Annotated in this window: 24 protein-coding genes; 7 read left to right on the top strand and 17 right to left on the bottom strand. The window is 27.3% G+C overall.

Annotation, left to right across the window (positions count from 1 at the left end):
* Positions 1 to 17: 17 nt before the first annotated feature.
* The 16 genes from Q4A58_RS02335 to Q4A58_RS02260 all read right to left on the bottom strand — a co-directional run bounded on the left by Q4A58_RS02335 (position 18) and on the right by Q4A58_RS02260 (position 14,218).
* On the bottom strand, positions 18 to 212 hold the full coding sequence (locus Q4A58_RS02335) for a DUF1858 domain-containing protein (protein ID WP_303116267.1): 195 nt from the start codon (positions 210 to 212) through the stop codon (positions 18 to 20).
* A gap of 126 nt (positions 213 to 338) precedes the next feature.
* Positions 339 to 1,175 (bottom strand): 3-deoxy-8-phosphooctulonate synthase, encoded by an 837-nt coding sequence (gene kdsA / locus Q4A58_RS02330; RefSeq protein WP_303116264.1) that lies wholly within the window; start codon positions 1,173 to 1,175, stop codon positions 339 to 341.
* 1 nt (position 1,176) lies between these two features.
* A complete protein-coding gene (locus Q4A58_RS02325) occupies positions 1,177 to 2,649 on the bottom strand; it encodes a UDP-N-acetylmuramoyl-L-alanyl-D-glutamate--2,6-diaminopimelate ligase (protein WP_303116262.1) in 1,473 nt (490 codons plus the stop codon).
* Between the two features lie 12 nt (positions 2,650 to 2,661).
* Positions 2,662 to 3,339, bottom strand: a complete 678-nt coding sequence (locus Q4A58_RS02320; RefSeq protein ID WP_303116260.1) for a uracil-DNA glycosylase — start codon at positions 3,337 to 3,339, stop codon at positions 2,662 to 2,664.
* A gap of 95 nt (positions 3,340 to 3,434) precedes the next feature.
* Positions 3,435 to 3,866: an HD domain-containing protein gene (locus Q4A58_RS02315; RefSeq protein ID WP_303116258.1), complete on the bottom strand. Its 432-nt coding sequence runs from the start codon at positions 3,864 to 3,866 to the stop codon at positions 3,435 to 3,437.
* Positions 3,857 to 4,600 carry a toxin-antitoxin system YwqK family antitoxin gene (locus tag Q4A58_RS02310; protein WP_303116255.1) on the bottom strand — a complete coding sequence of 248 codons (744 nt, stop codon included), beginning with the start codon at positions 4,598 to 4,600 and terminating at the stop codon, positions 3,857 to 3,859. The genes Q4A58_RS02315 and Q4A58_RS02310 overlap by 10 nt, the downstream gene beginning before the upstream one ends.
* A 78-nt stretch (positions 4,601 to 4,678) precedes the next feature.
* Positions 4,679 to 6,139, bottom strand: coding sequence for an IMP dehydrogenase (guaB, locus tag Q4A58_RS02305; protein WP_303116252.1), 1,461 nt, complete (start codon positions 6,137 to 6,139; stop codon positions 4,679 to 4,681).
* Between the two features lie 165 nt (positions 6,140 to 6,304).
* Complete coding sequence (locus Q4A58_RS02300) at positions 6,305 to 7,162, bottom strand: mechanosensitive ion channel family protein (RefSeq protein ID WP_303116250.1); 858 nt, start codon at positions 7,160 to 7,162, stop codon at positions 6,305 to 6,307.
* A 15-nt stretch (positions 7,163 to 7,177) separates the two neighbouring features.
* A complete protein-coding gene (locus Q4A58_RS02295; RefSeq protein ID WP_303116249.1) occupies positions 7,178 to 8,758 on the bottom strand; it encodes an NAD(P)/FAD-dependent oxidoreductase in 1,581 nt (526 codons plus the stop codon).
* A gap of 10 nt (positions 8,759 to 8,768) precedes the next feature.
* Positions 8,769 to 9,734 (bottom strand): SIS domain-containing protein, encoded by a 966-nt coding sequence (locus Q4A58_RS02290; protein WP_303116247.1) that lies wholly within the window; start codon positions 9,732 to 9,734, stop codon positions 8,769 to 8,771.
* A 22-nt stretch (positions 9,735 to 9,756) separates the two neighbouring features.
* Positions 9,757 to 10,305, bottom strand: coding sequence for a 5-formyltetrahydrofolate cyclo-ligase (locus Q4A58_RS02285; protein ID WP_303116245.1), 549 nt, complete (start codon positions 10,303 to 10,305; stop codon positions 9,757 to 9,759).
* Positions 10,298 to 10,888 (bottom strand): uracil-DNA glycosylase family protein, encoded by a 591-nt coding sequence (locus tag Q4A58_RS02280; protein WP_303116244.1) that lies wholly within the window; start codon positions 10,886 to 10,888, stop codon positions 10,298 to 10,300. The genes Q4A58_RS02285 and Q4A58_RS02280 overlap by 8 nt, the downstream gene beginning before the upstream one ends.
* Before the next feature lie 11 nt (positions 10,889 to 10,899).
* Complete coding sequence (locus tag Q4A58_RS02275) at positions 10,900 to 11,676, bottom strand: MBL fold metallo-hydrolase (protein ID WP_303116241.1); 777 nt, start codon at positions 11,674 to 11,676, stop codon at positions 10,900 to 10,902.
* Entirely contained in the window at positions 11,673 to 12,377 is a 705-nt protein-coding gene (locus Q4A58_RS02270; RefSeq protein ID WP_303116239.1) for an SDR family oxidoreductase, read from the bottom strand. The genes Q4A58_RS02275 and Q4A58_RS02270 overlap by 4 nt, the downstream gene beginning before the upstream one ends.
* 16 nt (positions 12,378 to 12,393) lie before the next feature.
* Positions 12,394 to 13,407 carry a spore photoproduct lyase family protein gene (locus Q4A58_RS02265; RefSeq protein ID WP_303116236.1) on the bottom strand — a complete coding sequence of 338 codons (1,014 nt, stop codon included), beginning with the start codon at positions 13,405 to 13,407 and terminating at the stop codon, positions 12,394 to 12,396.
* Positions 13,376 to 14,218 (bottom strand): spore photoproduct lyase, encoded by an 843-nt coding sequence (locus tag Q4A58_RS02260; RefSeq protein WP_303116233.1) that lies wholly within the window; start codon positions 14,216 to 14,218, stop codon positions 13,376 to 13,378. Before Q4A58_RS02260 ends, Q4A58_RS02265 begins: the two co-directional genes overlap by 32 nt.
* Before the next feature lie 242 nt (positions 14,219 to 14,460).
* Between Q4A58_RS02260 and Q4A58_RS02255 the strand changes: the two genes are divergently transcribed.
* Complete coding sequence (locus Q4A58_RS02255; protein WP_303116231.1) at positions 14,461 to 14,958, top strand: flavodoxin; 498 nt, start codon at positions 14,461 to 14,463, stop codon at positions 14,956 to 14,958.
* A gap of 42 nt (positions 14,959 to 15,000) precedes the next feature.
* On the opposite strand, the gene Q4A58_RS02250 is transcribed toward Q4A58_RS02255, so the two are convergent.
* The gene (locus tag Q4A58_RS02250) at positions 15,001 to 15,522 is read right to left on the bottom strand and encodes a nitroreductase family protein (RefSeq protein ID WP_303116229.1); all 522 of its coding nucleotides are present in this window, start codon (positions 15,520 to 15,522) and stop codon (positions 15,001 to 15,003) included.
* Between the two features lie 143 nt (positions 15,523 to 15,665).
* Here Q4A58_RS02250 and Q4A58_RS02245 point away from each other — a divergent pair, with 143 nt between their 5' ends.
* From Q4A58_RS02245 to Q4A58_RS02220, 6 genes are all read left to right on the top strand, one after another.
* The gene (locus Q4A58_RS02245; protein WP_303116335.1) at positions 15,666 to 16,454 is read left to right on the top strand and encodes a M48 family metallopeptidase; all 789 of its coding nucleotides are present in this window, start codon (positions 15,666 to 15,668) and stop codon (positions 16,452 to 16,454) included.
* A 61-nt stretch (positions 16,455 to 16,515) separates the two neighbouring features.
* Positions 16,516 to 17,109 carry a flavin reductase family protein gene (locus Q4A58_RS02240; RefSeq protein ID WP_303116227.1) on the top strand — a complete coding sequence of 198 codons (594 nt, stop codon included), beginning with the start codon at positions 16,516 to 16,518 and terminating at the stop codon, positions 17,107 to 17,109.
* 305 nt (positions 17,110 to 17,414) lie between these two features.
* Positions 17,415 to 17,852, top strand: coding sequence for a YtxH domain-containing protein (locus Q4A58_RS02235; protein ID WP_303116225.1), 438 nt, complete (start codon positions 17,415 to 17,417; stop codon positions 17,850 to 17,852).
* A gap of 13 nt (positions 17,853 to 17,865) precedes the next feature.
* Complete coding sequence (locus Q4A58_RS02230) at positions 17,866 to 18,360, top strand: hypothetical protein (protein ID WP_303116224.1); 495 nt, start codon at positions 17,866 to 17,868, stop codon at positions 18,358 to 18,360.
* A gap of 126 nt (positions 18,361 to 18,486) precedes the next feature.
* Complete coding sequence (locus Q4A58_RS02225; RefSeq protein WP_303116223.1) at positions 18,487 to 18,855, top strand: nuclear transport factor 2 family protein; 369 nt, start codon at positions 18,487 to 18,489, stop codon at positions 18,853 to 18,855.
* Positions 18,856 to 18,952: 97 nt separating this feature from the next.
* The gene (locus Q4A58_RS02220) at positions 18,953 to 19,330 is read left to right on the top strand and encodes a hypothetical protein (protein WP_303116222.1); all 378 of its coding nucleotides are present in this window, start codon (positions 18,953 to 18,955) and stop codon (positions 19,328 to 19,330) included.
* Positions 19,331 to 19,393 lie beyond the last annotated feature (63 nt).

Here is a 19,393-nt window from a genome sequence, read left to right as displayed (position 1 = left end):
CCCTTAGGGAGCTTTAATTATTTCTGGATTAATGCATTTATTTCATCTAAAATTAATTTTACATCTAAACCATGAGCTTCTATTCCTTCTCCTAAAGTTTCTCCAGAAGCTATCATACATCCTACACAACCAAGACCATGTCTTTGGAATACTTCCACTGCTACAGGATATTTTTGAACTATTTCCATTATATTCATATCTCTTGTTACCATTTTTTATCCTCCTTGCTTTAAGTTTATTAATCTAGCTAAATTATAATAAACTTTATAAAAACTGTCAACAATTTTTATTTCCATACATTTATATTAAGCAAATATAAAAATTATTGTAGTTAAATATTATTTTCCTTTTACAATACTATCTATTTCCACTGCAACTTTTAAAATTTCCTCTAAATCTTTTAAATATAGCATATTAGGTCCATCAGATTTTGCTTCAGCAGGGTTAGGATGAACTTCTGCAAATATTGCATCGATACCGATTGCTAGTCCTGCTCTTAAAAGAGGATAAACATATTCTCTATCCCCTGAAGTTGCAGTTCCTAGACCTCCAGGCTTTTGTACAGCATGAGTTACATCAAAGACGACAGGATAACCAAATTTTCTCATTTCTAAAAGAGCTCTCATATCAACTACCATATTATTATAACCAAAAGTCGAACCTCTTTCACAGAGCATTATATTTTTATTATTAGATTCTTCAAATTTTATAACAATATTTTTCATATCCCAAGGAGCTAAAAATTGACCTTTTTTAATATTAATTGCTTTTCCTGTATTTGCTGCAGCAACAAGTAAATCAGTCTGTCTACATAAGAAAGCAGGTATTTGTAAAATATCTGCAACTTCTGCTACTTTATCGCATTGCCATGCTTCGTGAACATCAGTTATAACGGGAATATCATATTTATCTTTAATACTTTTAAGCATTTTCATTCCTTCATCTATACCAGGACCTCTATAAGAGTAAATCGAGGATCTATTTGCTTTATCAAAGGAAGCTTTAAAAATATAATTGATGCCTAAATTATCACAAATATTTTTGACCTTAGCTGCAATTTCATCCATAATTTCTAATGATTCCATAACACAGGGTCCTGCAATAAGAGTAAATCTATTACTTCCTCCTATTTCAAACTTTCCTATTTTTATTTTATTTACATTGCTAATTAGCATTTTAAACCTCCGTTTTATATTTCGTCTTCTCTTTCATTTTTCTCTTAACTATTTCTCTTCTGGCAATCTCTTTATCGTCAAAATGATATTTTTTTAACCCAATTATATGATAAGTTTCATGTCCTTTACCAGTTATCAATATTATATCATTCTTTCTAGCAATAGATATAGCTTTTTTTATAGCTTCTTCTCTATCAGGTTCAAATATATGTTTTTCTAAAAAATTAAATCCTTTTTTTACTTCTTCAAATATTTGTTCTGGATTTTCTGTTCTAGGATTATCAGATGTAAGTATAGTTATATCGCTATATTTTTCTGAAATTCTCGCCATGATTGGTCTTTTTTTTCTATCTCTATCTCCACCACAACCAAATAATGTTATTACTCTTCCCCTATCTTTTATGTTTTTAGCAGCTTTTATAACATTTTCAAGAGCATCTGGTGTATGTGCATAGTCAACTATAACTTTATATTCTTGCCCACATTCCACAGTTTCAAACCTTCCTGGAGCAGGTCTTAATTCTTCTATTCTAGCAGCTATTACTTCTAATTTTTCTCCCATTTTTAAAATAATTCCCAATGCACCTAGTGTATTATACAGATTAAAATTACCTAAAAGTTTATAATTTACAACTATTTCTCTTTCTTTGTATCTTATTTTTATTTTTTCATTATCTATAAATTCTGCTTTTAATTCTCCGTTTTTTATACCATAAGAAAGAATAGCATTTGAAGTATTTGATAGTTCTTCATAAAGTTTTTTTCCATATTCATCATCAATATTTATGACTGAATTTTTTTTATCTTTAAGCTTTAAAAATAATTTTTTCTTGGCAAAAAAATAATTCTCCATAGTTTCATGATAGTCTAAATGATCTTGAGTCAGATTAGTGAAAAGTGCATAGTCAAAATCTACAGTTTCAACTCTACCAAGTTCTAAGGAATGAGAACTAACCTCCATAATTACGTAATCTACACCTTTTTTTAAACTTTTATCAAAAATTTTAATCAAGTCTAGTGACTCGGGAGTAGTATTTACAGCTTCTATAATTTCATCATCAATTTTATATTCTATAGTTCCTATTCTTGTTATTTTCTTATTTCCTAATAATTTTTCTATCATATATGTACTTGAAGTTTTCCCATTAGTTCCAGTTACACCAATTATTTTCAATTTTCTTTGAGGCCAGTTAAAATAATTTGAAGCTATATGAGCTAATTTCAATCTCAAATTTTCAATTAAAATATAAGTAATATTATGTTTTAATTCTACTTCCTTACTTACCACTACGCAAGTTGCACCTCGTTCAACAGCAATATCTATAAAATTATGCCCATCAACATTAGAACCCTCAAGAGCAATAAAGATAAAATTTTCATTTATTTTTCTCGAGTCATACTCTATACCACTATATTTTCTATCAAAATCAACATTTTTTAGAATTTTATATTCTAGTCCTGAAAAAATATTCATTTATATACTCCTTTAAAATTTATTTTCTATTTGCCAATCAATTTCTTTTAAACCTAGATTTTTTAAAATTTTATTGGCTTCACTAAAATGTTTACAGCCAAAAAAACCTCTGCTTGCTGAAAGTGGACTTGGATGTACACCTTTTAAAATAAAATGTTTTTCAGTATTTATAAACTTCTCTTTAGATTTTGCATTATTTCCCCATAGTATAAAAATTACTGCTTCTTCTCTTTCATTTAAAATTTTTATAACATTATCTGTAAAAATTTGCCATCCTATATTAGAATGAGAATTTGCTTCACTATCTCTGACAGTTAAAGTTGTATTTAGAAGCAGTACACCTTGCTTTGCCCATTTTTCTAAATAACCATTGTTTGGAATATATAGACCTAGGTCATTTTGTAATTCTTTATACATATTTATAAGAGAAGGTGGAGTTTTAATACCATAATTTACAGAAAAAGCCAGTCCATGTGCTTGGCCATACTGATGATAAGGATCTTGTCCTAGAATAACTATTTTTGTATCTGAATAAGAAGTCAGCATAAAGGCATTTAAAATGTCTTTTTTAGGAGGATAGACTTTATAATTTTTGTACTCTTCCTCTAAAATACTTTTTAATTTTATAAAGTATTCCTGCTTAAATTCATTTTCTAAAATTTTTTTCCAGTCATTGCTTATTTTTGACATAATTTTTCACTCCTATAGAATTAAAAATAGGGAGGTTTTCAATCCCTCCTCTATTTTATCACAAATATATTTCTTAATCTATTTTTAGTTTTATTTTATTCATCATCTAGTTTTTGAAATTCTCTCATCATTTCATCCAAGGGTTTATTATGATGATTAAGGCATAAAGTGGCAAGTTCTAGATTATATTTTTTTAATTTTTCATATGCATTTAAGCTATGCATTTCTAAAATTTTATCTCCCATTAATACTTTTTTTATTCTTCTTAATAAGGAGGCATTGCCTTTTCCACAATCATGTAAGAGAGCTAATTTTAAATATAAATTATTATTAGATAATAAGTTATTTTTTTGAACTCTTTTCATCAGATTATAGGAATGTAGTTTGTCGTAATCAGACATCTTAGAAAATATTAAAAACTCTACCTCAGATAGTATTTCTTTAATTTCTTTGTCAAAAGTATTGTCATATTTACAAAATATGTATGAAAATCCTTGTTTTATTCTTGAAATGAATATTATTCCCATCTTTCTTTTAATAATCTCCCTTTATCATAGGTAGAAATCATATCAAGTGAGCCATCTTCTCTATATTTTTTCCAAACTCCATCTTTTTTCCATGAGGTATAATTTCCTTCTTCCGATAATTTTCCATTACTCCAATAAAATTTCCAAGTTCCTGTTCCATTTTTAAAGATACTTTCATGCAAAATTTTTCCATTTTTATCATAAGCTATTATTCCATCTACTCTTCCATTTAAATATTTTACAATGGATTTTAAATTTCCATTTTCATAGTATGATTTTTGTTCGCCATGAAGTTTACCTTTAGAATAAATTTCGGATAGCAGAACTCTTCCAGTTCTAGAATACCAAACGCTTTCTCCATCTAAAAGACCTTCTTTATAAGATTCATAGTAGCTTATTTGTCCATCAATAACTGCACCAAATAAACCAGTAAAAGGGGTTTTTTCATCAATCTTATATGCTATACCATTTTTCATATCTTTTTCAAAAACATCAATTATTGAATTTGGATCTATTTTTTCAATTTTGACTATTTCATTACTTGTATAATTTTCTTCTTTTTTTTCTTTCTTATTTTTTATGAAAGAAGGATTAGTTTTTTTTGATCCAGTTTCTCCTATTATTTCATTTGAAACATCTTCTAATAATTTTATTTCTTTTATTTCTGCATTGTAAGAAACAGAAAAATAAAATAAAAATCCCCCCAGAATTATTATTTTATTCCACTTTTTCATATAGTACCTCATTTTCTTTTTAATAAAAGGCTGTTGCAGATTCGTTTAAATATAGAATGCAATAGCCCAATTTTTAAATTATTTTGAATAATTAGGTGCTTCTTTAGTTATAGTTACATCATGAGGATGGCTTTCTTTTAATCCAGCACCAGTTATTTTTATAAATTTTCCATTTTTTTGTAGGGCTTCAACTGTTGGAGCACCACAATATCCCATACCTGCTCTTATTCCACCAGCAAGTTGAAAAACAACATCCTTTACAGAACCTTTATATGCAATACGCCCTTCTATGCCTTCAGGGACTAATTTGGATATATCATTTTCTGTTTGGAAATATCTATCTTTAGAACCTCTTTTCATAGCAGCTATAGAACCCATTCCGACATAAACTTTAAATTTTCTTCCTTCTAGTATTATTTCTTCTCCTGGTGCTTCTTTAGTTCCAGCTAAAAGACCACCTAACATTACGCAGTCTCCCCCGGCAGCAAGAGCTTTTACTATATCACCAGAAAATTTTATTCCTCCATCAGCGATAACTCCGATTCCTTTATCTTTACAATATTCGTATACATCGTTTACAGCAGTTAATTGTGGAACACCAACCCCTGCTACAACTCTTGTAGTGCAAATTGAACCAGGTCCAATTCCTACTTTTACAGCAGAAACACCTGCATCTATAAGATCTTTTGCAGCCTCAGCAGTAACAATGTTACCACCTATTAGTTCAAGTTCTGGATAAACTTTTTTAATTTCTCTAACAGCATTTATAATTCCACTTGAATGTCCATGTGCAGAATCTAGAGTAACTATATCTACTCCAGCTTTAACAAGGGCTTCAACTCTTTTCATTAAATCAGGACCTACTCCAACAGCAGCACCACATCTTAATTTTCCTGAATCATCCTTGCATGCATTTGGGTATTGTACAATATTATCTATGTCTTTTATAGTAATTAATCCCTTTAAATATCCTTCTTTATCAGTTATAGGTAATTTTTCTATTCTATTTGCAAGCAAAATTTCTTTTGCTTCATCTAATGTTGTTCCAACAGCAGCAGTTATAAGCCCTTTACTTGTCATTATTTCACCAACAAGTTGATTCATATCTTTACGATATTTAATATCTCTATTTGTTATAATTCCTATTAACTTTCCACTTTCTTCTATAACAGGTAAACCTGAAATTTTATATCTTTTCATTATCTCTTCAGCTTGATAAACTGTACTTTCTTTATTAAGAGTTATAGGGTTTGTTATCATTCCGCTTTCTGATCTTTTTACTCTATCCACTTCTGCTGCTTGCTCTTCAATAGACATATTCTTATGTATAAAACCTATTCCTCCTTGTCTTGCAAGAGCAATTGCCAAATCAGATTCAGTTACTGTATCCATTGCAGCACTTAAAATTGGTAAGTTTAATGTTATCTTTTTTGTTAATTTTGTTTTTAAGCTAACTTGATGAGGTAATACATCAGATTTTGCAGGTATCAAAAGTACATCATCAAATGTTATAGCTTCTTTTAAAATTTTTCCGTTCATTTCTCCTCCTAAATTAAATATAGTTTATCAAGATATTTTTTACATTTTTAAACTCATCTTAAAAATTTATTTGATATTATATCAAAATTTGAATATTTTATCTAGATTTTTATTAATATTTAGTTTACATTTTTCAATTTTGTTTAGAGAGTGAATAGAAAATTTTTATTTTCTATTATAGATATCCAATTTATTATATGGAATTTCTATTTCATTTTCATCAAATAGCTCCTTAACTCTTTTATTTATATCATACATAACATCAAAATAATCTTCTATTTTTACCCAAACTCTAAATCTATAATCAAGTGAACTTGAATTATGTTTAATAAGGGATATTACAACAGTTCTTTCTTCATTTTGAACTATTCTTTTTTCTTCATCTACAACCTGTTGTAATATTTTTAATGTTTTTTCTACTGAGTTATCATAAGAAGTTGAATATACTAGATCTAATCTTCTTTCTGGATTTTTTGTAAAGTTTATTATTGCAGAATTTGCCAGTTGACTGTTAGGTACTATAAGAGCTAAGCCATCGGGAGTTGTTATTGTAGTATAAAGAATATGTATACTTTTTATAACTCCTTCTATAGCTCCATTGTTAGCAGATATAAAATCACCTTTAGAAACATTTTTAAAAAATAATAATATCATTCCACTTGCTAAATTTGCTAAACTTCCTTGTAGAGCTAAACCTACAGCTATTCCTGCAGTACCTAAAATAGTAACTAGAGAAGTTGTCTGTACTCCTAAAGTGCTTATTACAAAGAAAAATAATACTATATATAAGATTGTTTTTATAAGTGATCTTAGAAAACTTGAAAATAAAGGATCTACCTGTCTTCTTTCTGAAAATTTCTTCATGGAAAATAATATAAAATTTACAAGTTTAGGCCATATAAAAACTAATATCAATAAAAAAAGCAATTTACCCGCCAAAATAGGTAAAACCTTTTCAAATTTTTGTAAGCTATCTGTTAGCATTCTTTCTATCATACTTTTTTCTATAATAATTTCTTTCATTTTTACTCCTACCTTTTAATCTATAATTTTACTAAATGCTAAATCAACAACTCTTATTCCATCTACTGCAGCACTGGTTATTCCGCCAGCATAACCTGCTCCTTCGCCTATTGGAAAAATTCCTTTAATAGATAGTGATTCACCTTTTAAATCTCTTAAAATTTTTACAGGTGCTGAAGTTCTAGTTTCAGGGCCTATTAGATTGACATTTTTAGATATAAATAAATTATTTTTAGACCAATTTTCAAAAGCTGCTCTTAAATTTCTTGTAATGTATTCTGGAAAAAAATTGTTCATATCATAGGCTGTTAATTTCATTTTATAACTGCTTTCTATACTCTCTTTAGTTACAATATTTTTCATAAAATCAATGACATTTTGATATATTGCTCCATAAGTCCCTACAATTTCATAGTTCTTTTTTTCTAACTTTTCTTGTAGTTTCATACCAGAAAAAATTTGATCTCCATAATCTTTTTCAGAAATGCCAACAACAATAGCTGAATTAGAAAATTTTCCATTTCTTGTTGAATAGCTCATTCCATTTACAAGTGAAGCACCTGATTCAGATGATGCATTTACTATTTCTCCACCTGGACACATACAAAAAGAAAAGATTCCTCTTGTTTCATTTTTATTATTATATGCCATATTATAAGTTGCTGCTTCTAAATTAGGATTTGATATATTTTTTCCATACTGCATTTTGTCAATATCTCTTCTCAAATGTTCTATTCTTAGACCAATAGCAAAGGGTTTATTCTCCATAGCTAAACCTCTCTGATAGAGAATGTTATAAGTGTCTCTAGCTGAATGACCTATTGCAAAAATAGCTTTATCAATTTCATATTCATATTCTTTATTATTATTTTCTTGGATTATTAAAGATTTCAAGCTTTTATTCTCTATTTTTATATCTTTTACCTGAGAATTAAAATAGAATTTTCCACCCATAGATTTTATTTTTTCTCTTAGGTTTTTAACAACTATTCTCAACACATCTGTACCTATATGTGGCTTATAATTCCACAGAATTTCCTCTTGTGCACCGCAACTTACAAGTTCATTGAAAATTTTATCTATGTATTCACTCCTTATACCTGTATTTAATTTTCCATCTGAATAAGTTCCAGCTCCTCCTTCACCAAATTGTATATTTGAATTTGGATTTAGTTTGTAAGTTCTTATAAACTCAGCAGTTGTTTTATTTCTTTTTTCTACCTCTTCCCCTCTTTCAAAAACAATAGGTATATAGCCATATTCTGCAAGTCTTAATGCAGAAAATAAGCCAGCTGGACCTGCTCCAATAACAGCCACTTCTCTTTTAGGATAAATAGGAAGCCTTTTTTTTAAAAAAATTTCTTTTGCTAGACTTAGCTTTTTATACTTTTCCAGATTAATTTTTTCTTTTAACTCTATTTCTAAACTATAAATAAACTTTATATCATTTTTTTTTCTACTATCTATAGATCTTTTTAGGTACTTTAAATTTTTAATGTTTTCTTTATTTATTCCATTTTTTTCTAATTCTTTTAGAATTTCTGAATTTTGTTCTTTATCTATAGATATAATTAGATTATTGATATTAACCCTCATTCAATGCTCCTTATTTTACTTTTAATAAGTCATGTATTCTTATTATTCCAGTAAACTTTTCTCCATCAAAAACAGGCAACACATTTATTTGACTAGGTCTGTCCTCCATAAGTGACAATGCATCTGTTGCCATATCCTCCATGTCTATTTTTGTATAATTTATTGTCATTATATCTTTAGCTTTTAAGTTAAAAAAATTTTCTCTATGTTTTAAAGCTCTTCTTATATCTCCCTCAGTAATAATTCCCACAAGTTTTTCATCTTCCATAACGCAAACTATTCCAAGCTTTTTGTCGTTCATAAGAATTACTATTTCATCTATTGCACTATCTTTAGTGCACAGTGCCAAGCTCAATCCAGATTTCATTAAATTTTTAACCTTCGTTAAGAGTTTTCGTCCTAAACTACCACCTGGATGATACATAGCAAAATTTTGTGGCTTAAAGTTTCTAAGCTTCATAAGACAGCCAGCTAAAGCATCTCCCAAAACAAGAGCTGAAGTCGTTGAAGCCATAGGTGCTAAATTTAGAGGGCAACCTTCTCTATCTACATGGGTATCTAAAACGATATTAGATACTTGTGCAAGAGAAGATTTTATATTTCCTGTCATAGCAATTATATATGCTCCTATATTTTTAATTGCTGGTATTATAGACATAATTTCTGTATTTTCTCCACTGTTTGAAATAGCTATTACTATATCTTCACTATTAACTAATCCTAAATCTCCATGTAGTCCTTCTGTAGAATTCATATATGTGCTTGTTGTTCCCGTTGAAGCCAGTGTTGCAGATATCTTCCTTGCTATTATTCCTGTTTTACCTATTCCAGTTAAAACTACCTTTCCTTTACAGTCCAAAATTTTTTTAACAGCATTTACAAAATTTTCGGATAAATTATTTTTTCGCTTTTCTAAAGCTTCAATTTGAGCAATATATATACTTTGTGCTATGTCAATAATATCTTTATCAGTCATTTAAAAACTCCTTTTGTTCTTATTATTTAAAATTATATATATTATTTTCTGTAATTAGCATATCAACTTTCTTATCAAAAGTTTCAGTTACTATTTTTTCTTCAATAACCTGTATTTCAAATGCTATGGCTATTTTTTTTGCAGATTCATAGTTTGTAAAAAATCTATCATAGTAGCCTCTTCCAAAACCTATTCTATTTCCAAATTTGTCAAAGACAATACCTGGAACTATTATTAGTTCAATTTCTCCTAAAAATTCCTCGCCTAGTGGCTCCATATTTCCAAAAGGACTTTTAGAAAACAGTCCATTATTTTTAATAACTATCATTTTATCTCTGTTTATAACTCTTGGTAAAATTAAAGTCTTTTTATTTTCTTCTATAAATTTATTAATTTCATTAGTCATAACTTCATTTTTAAAATCCATATATGAAAGGATATTTTTAGCCTTTAAAAAGCTTTCTTCTTTTATAAGCTTTTCAAAAATTTTTTTACTTGCTTCTTTAATAAAAGTTAAATCTAAGCTCTCTCTTTTTTTTCTTATTATTTTTCTCAATTCATCCTTATTCATTGTTTTCTAACCTCAATTTTATGGATTTAATATCATTCCAAAAATTTGTTGCTACAATTGATTTTTTTCCCTCATCATTTCTTGCTTTTATAACAGATTCTATATCATAGGTAATAAAAGTTTCGATTTCTCCTTTCCAATTAAAAAATTCGCCTCTTTCTCTATCAAAGTCAACTTCTTTCCCTAAAACTATCTGTGCTGTATCACTTCCCAAAAATACAATAATCCTAGGGGCAATTAAAGCAATTTGCATAAATAATAAATCTAATAATTTTTTTCTATCCTCTTCAGCTATAAAAAATTTAAACTTTACTTCTCTTTTCGATAGGGTAGTTATATAATACATATCAGGCCTTATTTCAACAATATCTAAGAGCTTTAATAAGAATTCACCAGTAGAATTTGCACCAACCTTATAATTTTCAGCTAAATATAATCCAGTATCATTTCCAATAAAAAGTATAGGAGCATTCCTATCTCCCATTCCAATTAAAACTTCTCTTTTGTCTTTAGGAATTAAATCATTTCCAATTGTTCCGACTTCAAATTTTATTTCTTCCCATAACTCCATTATTTCTTCCATAAAATCACCTACTATATATCTATTAGCTCGCTCACTTCATCTTGAGAAGTAATTTCATATTCAGGTCGACGAAGCATCCTATCAAATTCATCATCTAATGTCTGTTTTATAAGTTTTGGGTCATTACTATCTTTACTGACATGAGCTAAAAATATTTTTTTAATTTTTTCAGTATACATTTCTTTTATAAATCTCGCACAATCATTATTTGAAAGATGACCATTTCTACTTTTAACCCTTGACTTTAAATTCCATGGATAAGAACAATTCATTAACATATTATAATCATAATTGCTTTCAATAACCATAGCATCAACACCTTTAAAGGCTTCTCTCACAACATTATCAACATAGCCAATATCTGTTGAAACAGCAATTTTTTTACCTAATTGACTTTCTAGTCTAAAACCTAAAGTTCTCACTGCATCGTGCATGACATCAAAGGGAGAAACTTTTATAGTATCATTTAAAATAAAATCCTTATCTATTAATTTTACTAATCCCCTATTAATTTCACCTAATTTTGGCATTCCAGCTTCATAGCTTTCAGGACTAATATATAGAGGTATATTATATTTTCTTGCTATTATTCCAGCACCGTTTATATGGTCACTATGTTCATGAGTTATTAAAATAGCTGAAATATTTGCTAAATTTTCACCTATTTGTTCTAATTTTTCTTCAATTTTTTTGCAGCTGAACCCAGCATCAATTAAAATTTTTAGTCCATCAACTTCTATATAGGTGGAATTTCCAGCACTTCCACTTCCTAGTACAGAAACTTTCATTCTCTTATATTTCCTTTCCTTTTTATTATATGTCTTTGTGGTTTTATTATTAACTCGTTTATAACTATGTTTGAATCTTGGTTTAAAATAAATTCAAGAGTTTTTGAAACATCTGAAGTTTTTATATATGAATTTTCATCTTCATGACATTCAAAAAAAGAATTTTTATAAAAATTTGTTTTAGTCATATCTAAATGAAGAGTTATAACTTTTACTCCATATTTTCTAACTTCTTCAAAAAGAGATCTACCAAAATGGCTAAGACCTGCTTTAGTAGCAGAATATGCAGCAGCATAAGGACTTTCTTTTTTTGCAGTTACAGAAGAAATATTTATAATAGTTCCCCTATTTACTTTCAAAGTTCTTAAAAAATATTGTGTTATTATAAGAGGAGCTTGTAAATTAACAGAAACCATATTTTTTATTTTAGATATATTCATCTCTTCATGTAAAGAAAAATATGCAAGACCTGCTGAATGAACTATTAAATTAAAATTCATTTTTTTTAAACTATGTAAAGTTTTTTCAAGACTATCCAGCTTGGATAAATCACACTTTATTTTAAAGAAATTTACGTCATCAATTTTAATTTTATCAAAATTTCTACCCAGTCCATAGACTTTAAAATTCATATTTAAAAGTTTTTTTGTTATTTCATAACCTATACCTGATGTAGCACCTGTTACTAAGGCTATTTTCATTTTAACACCTCTATTTTTATATGTATATTTTTTCTAGATTTATATACTCTAAGAGCCTTTCTTTAACAAAGTTCAAAGCTTTTTCTTTTTTTTCTTTGGAGTAAGAATAAACTCCATTCTCACAGGTGTATGGGTAGTATAAAATTTTAGAATTTGGATTTTGTTTTCTTAATTTTTTTAAGTAATCCTTTGATATTCTAAAAACTCCTATACTTATATCTATAATTTTATTTCTATTTAATTCAGAAAAAATTACTTTTATCATTTCAGAATAGTCAGCCTCAAAGTTTTCTTCATAGATTATAGGGTCTATACAAATTCGTGTATTCCAAGAATAATCATGCAGTTTTTTAATAGCTTCTATTCTTTTAAAGAAGCTTGAAGTATAATTTTCATAGTTATTTACTATTTTATTAGGAGATAGTGTGAAAGCAATTATGAAATTATCAAGGGCTTCTTTCTCCAAAAGACTTTTAATATTTGTAGATTTAGTTCTCAGCTCTACTTTTAAATTTTTATTTTTTTTAGTAAATTCATACCATTTAGAAACAAACCCAGAAATATTATCAAGTGCAAGAAGATCAGTGTCATAAGATATGCATAGATAAAGTTCTCCTAAATCTTTTAAAAGTCTTTCTACTTCCAAAAATACATTTTCAATATTAACAAATATTACTATGTTAGCAGAGGGGTAAACACCTTGTAAATAACAATATTCACAGTCATAAATACAATTTATTATAGAAGAAGTATAGTAGAAATTCTTATTATTAAAACTTTCGCAGACTTTTGCACCCCGATATATTATATTTTCATTTTTTTCAGCTAAAATAAGTTTAGGGCTCAATTTCTGAAGTGAAAAATTTTGATTATTATTTGAAAATACTTCTTTGTAGTTGTCTATTTCTATGACTTGAGATTTTGAAAATTTTTTTAAAATATTATGAGTAAGTTCATACTTTAAAGCACTTTTTTCAATGTAAATATGTGAAAATTTATTAGTCAATAATTCTTTTTTTAATATCTTCAAAATGTTTCTTTCCTTCTAATTTATTTTTTATTTCAATATTTTCATAAATTTTTAAAAATTTAAAAATATCTCTTTTAGATAATTTTAAATATCTCAGTAAATTTAAAAATTCATAGTACATTGTATCACTTAATTTAAGATTTTGTCTTATTTTTTTTATAAAATTTTCTTCTAGAAGGTTAAAATTTTGTTCATTTTCTTGTGAAAAATTTATAAGCTTTTCAATAAAAATAAATATTCTTTCATAAGCACGTAAGAGAAAGTTACTATTATTTAAATCTATAAACTTTCTTTCCTTTTTTGTATAGCTAAGTATGTCAGAAACTATTTTTAAAATTATGATTTTTTCTCTCTTGAAATAATAGCTAGCTGCTTCAAAAAATCCAATACTTTCCATATCAATGTAAAATCTTTCCTTGAATTTTTTATGAATGCTATATTGTATTTCATCATAGCAAATTAAAGTTCCTTCTAAAAAATCATGCTTATAGAGCATTTCAGGATAAAAGCATTGAGAGGAATAGGCATTTAATATTTTATTAGGCATTAAGATATCAGCTAAACTATCTTTATCACTAGTGCTTGCACAAAAACCTAAATTTATTATAAAATCTTCTCCTCTTATATTAATATTAGTTGAAAGTTGGCTTAAAGCTATACTGGATTTTATTCTTCCCACACCAGAAATAATTAATTTGATTTTTTCGTTTGAAAATATTTGAAATTTTGGAGAAGAATTTTCTTTTTTTAAATTATATTTATCTATCAAAGGCTTTGCTTCAATATAAAGGGCAGCTACTATATAAATCATTTTCTCTCACTTCTAGTATATAAATTTTCTTCTTATTATAGCATAAGAATTCATATAAATTTCATTTTTTAGTTTATAATTTCTTTTTTTTAAATTTGTTATTTTTTAATGAAAAACGTTCGTTTTTTAACAAATGATTTTTTTTTAAAAATAAAAAAATCATCCATTTCTTTAAAACATCTTGACAAGTCAATTTTTCCATTATAAAATTAACATAGTATATTTTTAAGGAGGTATTTTCAATGAAAACAGTTGGAATTTTTTATGGTACAAATGGAGGGAAAACTCAAGAAGTTGTTGATATAGTTGCTGCTCAATTAGGTGATGCTCAAGTATTTGATGTTGCAGATGGAATAGATGCAATTGAAATGTTTGATAATATTATCTTAGCTTCTCCAACTTATGGATTAGGAGATTTACAAGATGATTGGGCAAATGTTATCGATGAACTTGCTGATATTGATTTTTCAGATAAAACAGTTGCTTTAATTGGTGTAGGAGATGCAGCTTTATTTGCTGGAAACTATGTTGAATCTATGATGCATCTATATAATGCTGTAGAGCCTAAAGGAGCTAAAATAGTTGGAATGACATCTACTGATGGATATGATTTTGAAGCTTCTGAAGCAGTTATCGATGATAAATTTATGGGTCTTGCAATTGATGCTTCTTTTGATGAAGATGAAATAACTTCAAAAGTTGAATCTTGGGTAGAAAATTTAAAAGATGAATTACAATAATTAAAATTTTAAAAGGAGCTAAATAAATTAGCTCCTTTTATTTTAAAATATTTCATAATGAATTTTTTTTAAAAGCTCATCAGTTACTTTATTAGGATTTAATTTATGATCTGTTTCTCCTAATACAAGCAAAGCAAGTAATTTATAATTTTCTGGAAATTTTAAAATTTTTCTTGCACAACTCTCACTATCTTCTCCAGCTTCATTTTGACGAGAGCGTATCTGTATCCAACAACTACCCAATTCTAAAAAGCTAGCCATAAGCTGCATATTAGTCATTGCAATTGAGCAATCTTCAATCCAAGTATCAGATTTAGTTGTATCAGCTAAAACAGCAATTACAGCATTTCCTTCATTTATAAACTTAGCCCCTTTCTTACATTCAGCAAGTAAATTTAATCTTTTTTTATCTTTTATAATAATAAACTCCCATGGTCTAATAGCTTTTCCACTAGCTGATAAAAGAGCAGCTTTTAAAACTTGTTCTAATTTTTCATCTGTTATATTTTTTTCGTTGTATTTTCTTATACTTCTTCTATTTTCCATTAATTCTAATAAATTCATAAATTATCTCCTCCTTTTCTTATTTGTGTAATAAATTTTACCATAAAATAATAAGTCATTCAAATTCAAAAATTTTTTATATTGAAGTTTTGTAGTAAAAAGTTTATAATATTTTAAATCTTTTTTTAGGAGGTATTATGAGAATTAATAAAATAAAAAATTTACTTTTAGTATTTGTAGTTGGATTTTTAATAGCCTGTACTTCTACAGCACCTATAACAGGAAGACGACAATTAAAATTAGTTGATGATGCTTCTATAGTTAATAGTTCTGTTGCTTCATATAATCAACTTATAAATCAAACAAAAGCTAAAGGTTTACTCGCAAATAATACAGCAGAAGGACGTAGACTTGCAACAATAGGTAAGAGAATTGCTAAAGCAGTTGAAACATATATGATAGAAAATGGAATGGGTGAAAGACTAAAATATTTGAACTGGGAGTTTAATTTAATAAACAGCAAAGAAATAAATGCTTTTGCCATGCCAGGTGGCAAAATTGCGTTTTATACTGGAATTTTACCTATCTTAAAAAATGATGCTGGTATTGCCTTTGTTATGGGACATGAAATAGGACATGTAATTGGTGGACATCATGCAGAAGGAGCAAGCAATAGACAAATAGCAGGTCTTGCTGCGGGGCTTACTAATATTTTTGTAGGAGGAACAACTTCTGCCTTAGTTTCAGATGGACTTTCTTTAGGTTTATTAAAATTTAATCGTACTCAAGAATATGAAGCTGATAAATATGGTTTAATCTTTATGGCTATGGCTGGGTATAATCCTGAGGAGGGAATAAGAGCTGAAGAGAGAATGGCAGCTATATCAAGTAAAAATGCTTCTGATTTTACATCTACTCATCCAGCTAGTGAAAAAAGAATTCAGGCTTTAAAAGACTTTTTACCAGAAGCTATGAAATATTATAAAAAATAGAATTAATTAAAATAAAGACTATAATGAGAGTTTTAAGCTTAAAATATTGAAAGGAAAATATATGGCAAAAAGAAAATTCAAAGCGAGTGTTTTACTAAATCCAGTTCCAGCTGTATTAGTGACATGTAAAAATTCTGAAGACAAAGAAAATGTCTTTACGGTTGCGTGGACAGGAACAATTTGTTCTAAACCTCCAATGCTTTATATATCAATAAGACCTGAAAGATTATCTTATGATTATATAAAAGAAACAAAGGAATTTATAATAAACTTACCTTCTTCTGCTCAAACAAAAGCTATTGATTATTGTGGAGTTCGTTCTGGAAAAACTAATGATAAAATAAAAGAAATGAATTTTACTATGATAAAAGGTGAAAATGTAAATTGTTCCTATATTGAAGAATGCCCTATAAATATAGAATGTAGAGTTAAGAATATTATAGAGTTAGGTACTCATGATATGTTTATTGCAGAGGTACTCTCTACACATGTAGATGAAGCTTTAATAGATGAGAAAGAAAAAATACATTTTGAAAAAGCAAACTTAATAACTTACTCACATGGAGAATATTATCCTCTTCCTAAAACTTCAATAGGAAAATTTGGATTTTCTGTTGCCAAAAAAATAGTTAAAAAGAAAAAAGTAAAAAAATAAAAAAATCAGGGGTTGTTGCAAATCAGATTTTAAAAAGTTTTGTTTGTCACACTGTTTATAAAATTCGAATATTTTTGAGAAGTATAGCTTTAATATAAATATTAGAAATTATTATTAAGTATGATTTCAAAACACCTACAAATCTTTAAATTGTAATAGCCTCTTTTTCTTTATGTAGAATATTCTTTTATATTGCACAAAATAAAAAAATAAGGTATAATAACTTAAGTGGAGTATTTTTGTTTAATATGATATATAATAGAAATATTTAAGAAATACTTTAAAAATATTTGGGAGGTGTTGATATGGGATTATTCGATTTAATTGAAACAAGACGTCGTGCAAAGGAAAGAAGAAGAAAAGCAGCTAATGCAGCTAAAATAATTGCAGGTGTGGGAGTAGGAGCAGCATTAGGTGTTTTATTTGCCCCAAAATCAGGTAAGAAAACTAGAGAGGACATTGCTAATGCAGCCAAAGAAGGAATTGACTTTGTAAGTGAAAATGTTAACACAGCTATGAAAGCTATTAGAGATAAAAGTGAAGAATTAAAAGATGCTGTTGTTGAAAAATATGATAAATTCTCAAATAAAAATATAGCAGAGGCTATACCTGAAAATATTGATAAATTGGAAGAAAAAATTGAAGAGACTAAAGAAAAAGTGAAAAAGAAAGCTAAAATAATAAAGAGAAAGGCAAAAGATGTTAAAGAAAAAGCAGAAGAAAAGGTAAAAGAAGCTAAATAATAGGAGGGAAATTATGGTAACAATTGATTTAGAGTTAACTTTAAAAGTCCTACTATATATTACAGTTATAATATTTTTTATACTGTTTACTTTAACTTTAATAAAAGTTAAATGCTTTTTCTCAAAATTAGATTCTATTTTAAAAAATACTAAAGTAGAAATAGAAAAAAGTGTAGCTCAATTACCAAGTTTACTTAAAAATACTAGTAAAGTGTTAGAAGATACCAATCTTAGCTTAGAAAAAGTAAATCTACTTCTAGAAGATGTTGATTGTATTTTGAAAGATTCTAAAAAGAATATTGTGGATAGTTCAAATAATGTTTCTTCTGCCTTAGAAAATATTAAAAATATTTCTACTAATGTTGCAGATTCAACTAAATTTCTTACTGAAAATATTATTGATAAAACTACAGGAATTAAAGAAAACTTTAATAGTATTGTAGATATTTTTGATACAATTATTGAGTATATAGAATTATTTAGAACGTATTTTAGAAAAAGAAAATAAGTTTAGTTAATTTAAAAGGGTAGAATTATGTTTCTACCTTTTTGTTTATATCCAGTAGAAATTAATTAAATTTTATTTATTAAAATGCTACTAAGATTAAGAAATAAAAATTTTGGAGGACATTCTATGAATATAAGAAAATATTGGAGAGCTATTATAGAACGAAATGCTGAAGAAATCTCGAATTATTTTAAAGATACTGCTATTATTAGATGGCATAATACAAATGAACAATTTACTTTAGAAGAGTTTATTAAAGTAAATTGTGAATATCCAAGTAATTGGGATTGCGAAGTTGAACGAATAGAAGAAATAGCTGATTTAATAATTACAGTAACAAGGGTGTTTGCTACGAATAGCTCTGTTTCTGTTCATGCAACTTCTTTTCTTAGGATAGAAGGTGAAAAAATTGCTTCGCTGGATGAATATTGGAGTGATGATGGAGAAGCACCAAAGTGGAGATTAGATCTGAAAATAGGAAGAAGAATTATATAATTTTTAGTTTGAAGATATTAAAGAATATTAAATTAGAATTTAGAGATGAATGAGCAGTGTTAAAATGTTATTATAAATGAGTCTGAGAGGAGAAATTATGAAAAATATAAAAAATTATAATGCAAAAAAATATGGTGATGAAAAAAATTATAAAAAAATAGAAGATGGAATTTATAAATATAGAGATAATGATAAGATAATCTATGTGAGCTCTATTTCTTTTGAACAGGAAGCAAATTATGAAGAAGGGGAGTATGCAGATGAAATTTCTCAATATCCACTGGAAGATATATTAGATAGATTTTATTGTTATATCTCGGATTTTTATGAAGATATAAATACTTCAGATTCTAAAATATGCTATTTAGAATTTGCAGCTACAGATATTGATAATATTAAAAGTTTAAGAAGTATAATAGGAAAACATGTTTATAATAAAGCAAATGAAGATAGAGTTGAGCTGATTATTGAATAAATAAAAAAACTTTACTCTCAAATATGAAATAGAGAGTGTGAACTTTTTTCGAGAGTGTGAACT

The organism is Fusobacterium sp., from assembly GCF_030528405.1.
Taxonomy (GTDB): domain Bacteria; phylum Fusobacteriota; class Fusobacteriia; order Fusobacteriales; family Fusobacteriaceae; genus Fusobacterium.
The sequence above is the reverse complement of the archived record's forward strand: the minus strand, read 5'-3'. Positions and strand labels throughout refer to the sequence as shown.

Coding starts and splice junctions, on each gene's coding strand:
- Q4A58_RS02310 (WP_303116255.1), bottom strand. CDS start 4,600: ATGAAAAAGTGGAATAAAATAATAATTCTGGGGGGATTTTTATTTTAT.
- Q4A58_RS02280 (WP_303116244.1), bottom strand. CDS start 10,888: ATGGAAGAAATAATGGAGTTATGGGAAGAAATAAAATTTGAAGTCGGA.
- guaB (WP_303116252.1), bottom strand. CDS start 6,139: ATGAACGGAAAAATTTTAAAAGAAGCTATAACATTTGATGATGTACTT.
- Q4A58_RS02260 (WP_303116233.1), bottom strand. CDS start 14,218: ATGATTTATATAGTAGCTGCCCTTTATATTGAAGCAAAGCCTTTGATA.
- Q4A58_RS02240 (WP_303116227.1), top strand. CDS start 16,516: ATGGCAAAAAGAAAATTCAAAGCGAGTGTTTTACTAAATCCAGTTCCA.
- Q4A58_RS02255 (WP_303116231.1), top strand. CDS start 14,461: ATGAAAACAGTTGGAATTTTTTATGGTACAAATGGAGGGAAAACTCAA.
- Q4A58_RS02325 (WP_303116262.1), bottom strand. CDS start 2,649: ATGAATATTTTTTCAGGACTAGAATATAAAATTCTAAAAAATGTTGAT.
- Q4A58_RS02220 (WP_303116222.1), top strand. CDS start 18,953: ATGAAAAATATAAAAAATTATAATGCAAAAAAATATGGTGATGAAAAA.
- Q4A58_RS02230 (WP_303116224.1), top strand. CDS start 17,866: ATGGTAACAATTGATTTAGAGTTAACTTTAAAAGTCCTACTATATATT.
- Q4A58_RS02300 (WP_303116250.1), bottom strand. CDS start 7,162: ATGAAAGAAATTATTATAGAAAAAAGTATGATAGAAAGAATGCTAACA.
- Q4A58_RS02295 (WP_303116249.1), bottom strand. CDS start 8,758: ATGAGGGTTAATATCAATAATCTAATTATATCTATAGATAAAGAACAA.
- Q4A58_RS02320 (WP_303116260.1), bottom strand. CDS start 3,339: ATGTCAAAAATAAGCAATGACTGGAAAAAAATTTTAGAAAATGAATTT.
- Q4A58_RS02315 (WP_303116258.1), bottom strand. CDS start 3,866: ATGGGAATAATATTCATTTCAAGAATAAAACAAGGATTTTCATACATA.
- Q4A58_RS02290 (WP_303116247.1), bottom strand. CDS start 9,734: ATGACTGATAAAGATATTATTGACATAGCACAAAGTATATATATTGCT.
- Q4A58_RS02335 (WP_303116267.1), bottom strand. CDS start 212: ATGGTAACAAGAGATATGAATATAATGGAAATAGTTCAAAAATATCCT.
- Q4A58_RS02225 (WP_303116223.1), top strand. CDS start 18,487: ATGAATATAAGAAAATATTGGAGAGCTATTATAGAACGAAATGCTGAA.
- Q4A58_RS02275 (WP_303116241.1), bottom strand. CDS start 11,676: ATGAAAGTTTCTGTACTAGGAAGTGGAAGTGCTGGAAATTCCACCTAT.
- Q4A58_RS02270 (WP_303116239.1), bottom strand. CDS start 12,377: ATGAAAATAGCCTTAGTAACAGGTGCTACATCAGGTATAGGTTATGAA.
- kdsA (WP_303116264.1), bottom strand. CDS start 1,175: ATGCTAATTAGCAATGTAAATAAAATAAAAATAGGAAAGTTTGAAATA.
- Q4A58_RS02250 (WP_303116229.1), bottom strand. CDS start 15,522: ATGAATTTATTAGAATTAATGGAAAATAGAAGAAGTATAAGAAAATAC.
- Q4A58_RS02285 (WP_303116245.1), bottom strand. CDS start 10,305: ATGAATAAGGATGAATTGAGAAAAATAATAAGAAAAAAAAGAGAGAGC.
- Q4A58_RS02235 (WP_303116225.1), top strand. CDS start 17,415: ATGGGATTATTCGATTTAATTGAAACAAGACGTCGTGCAAAGGAAAGA.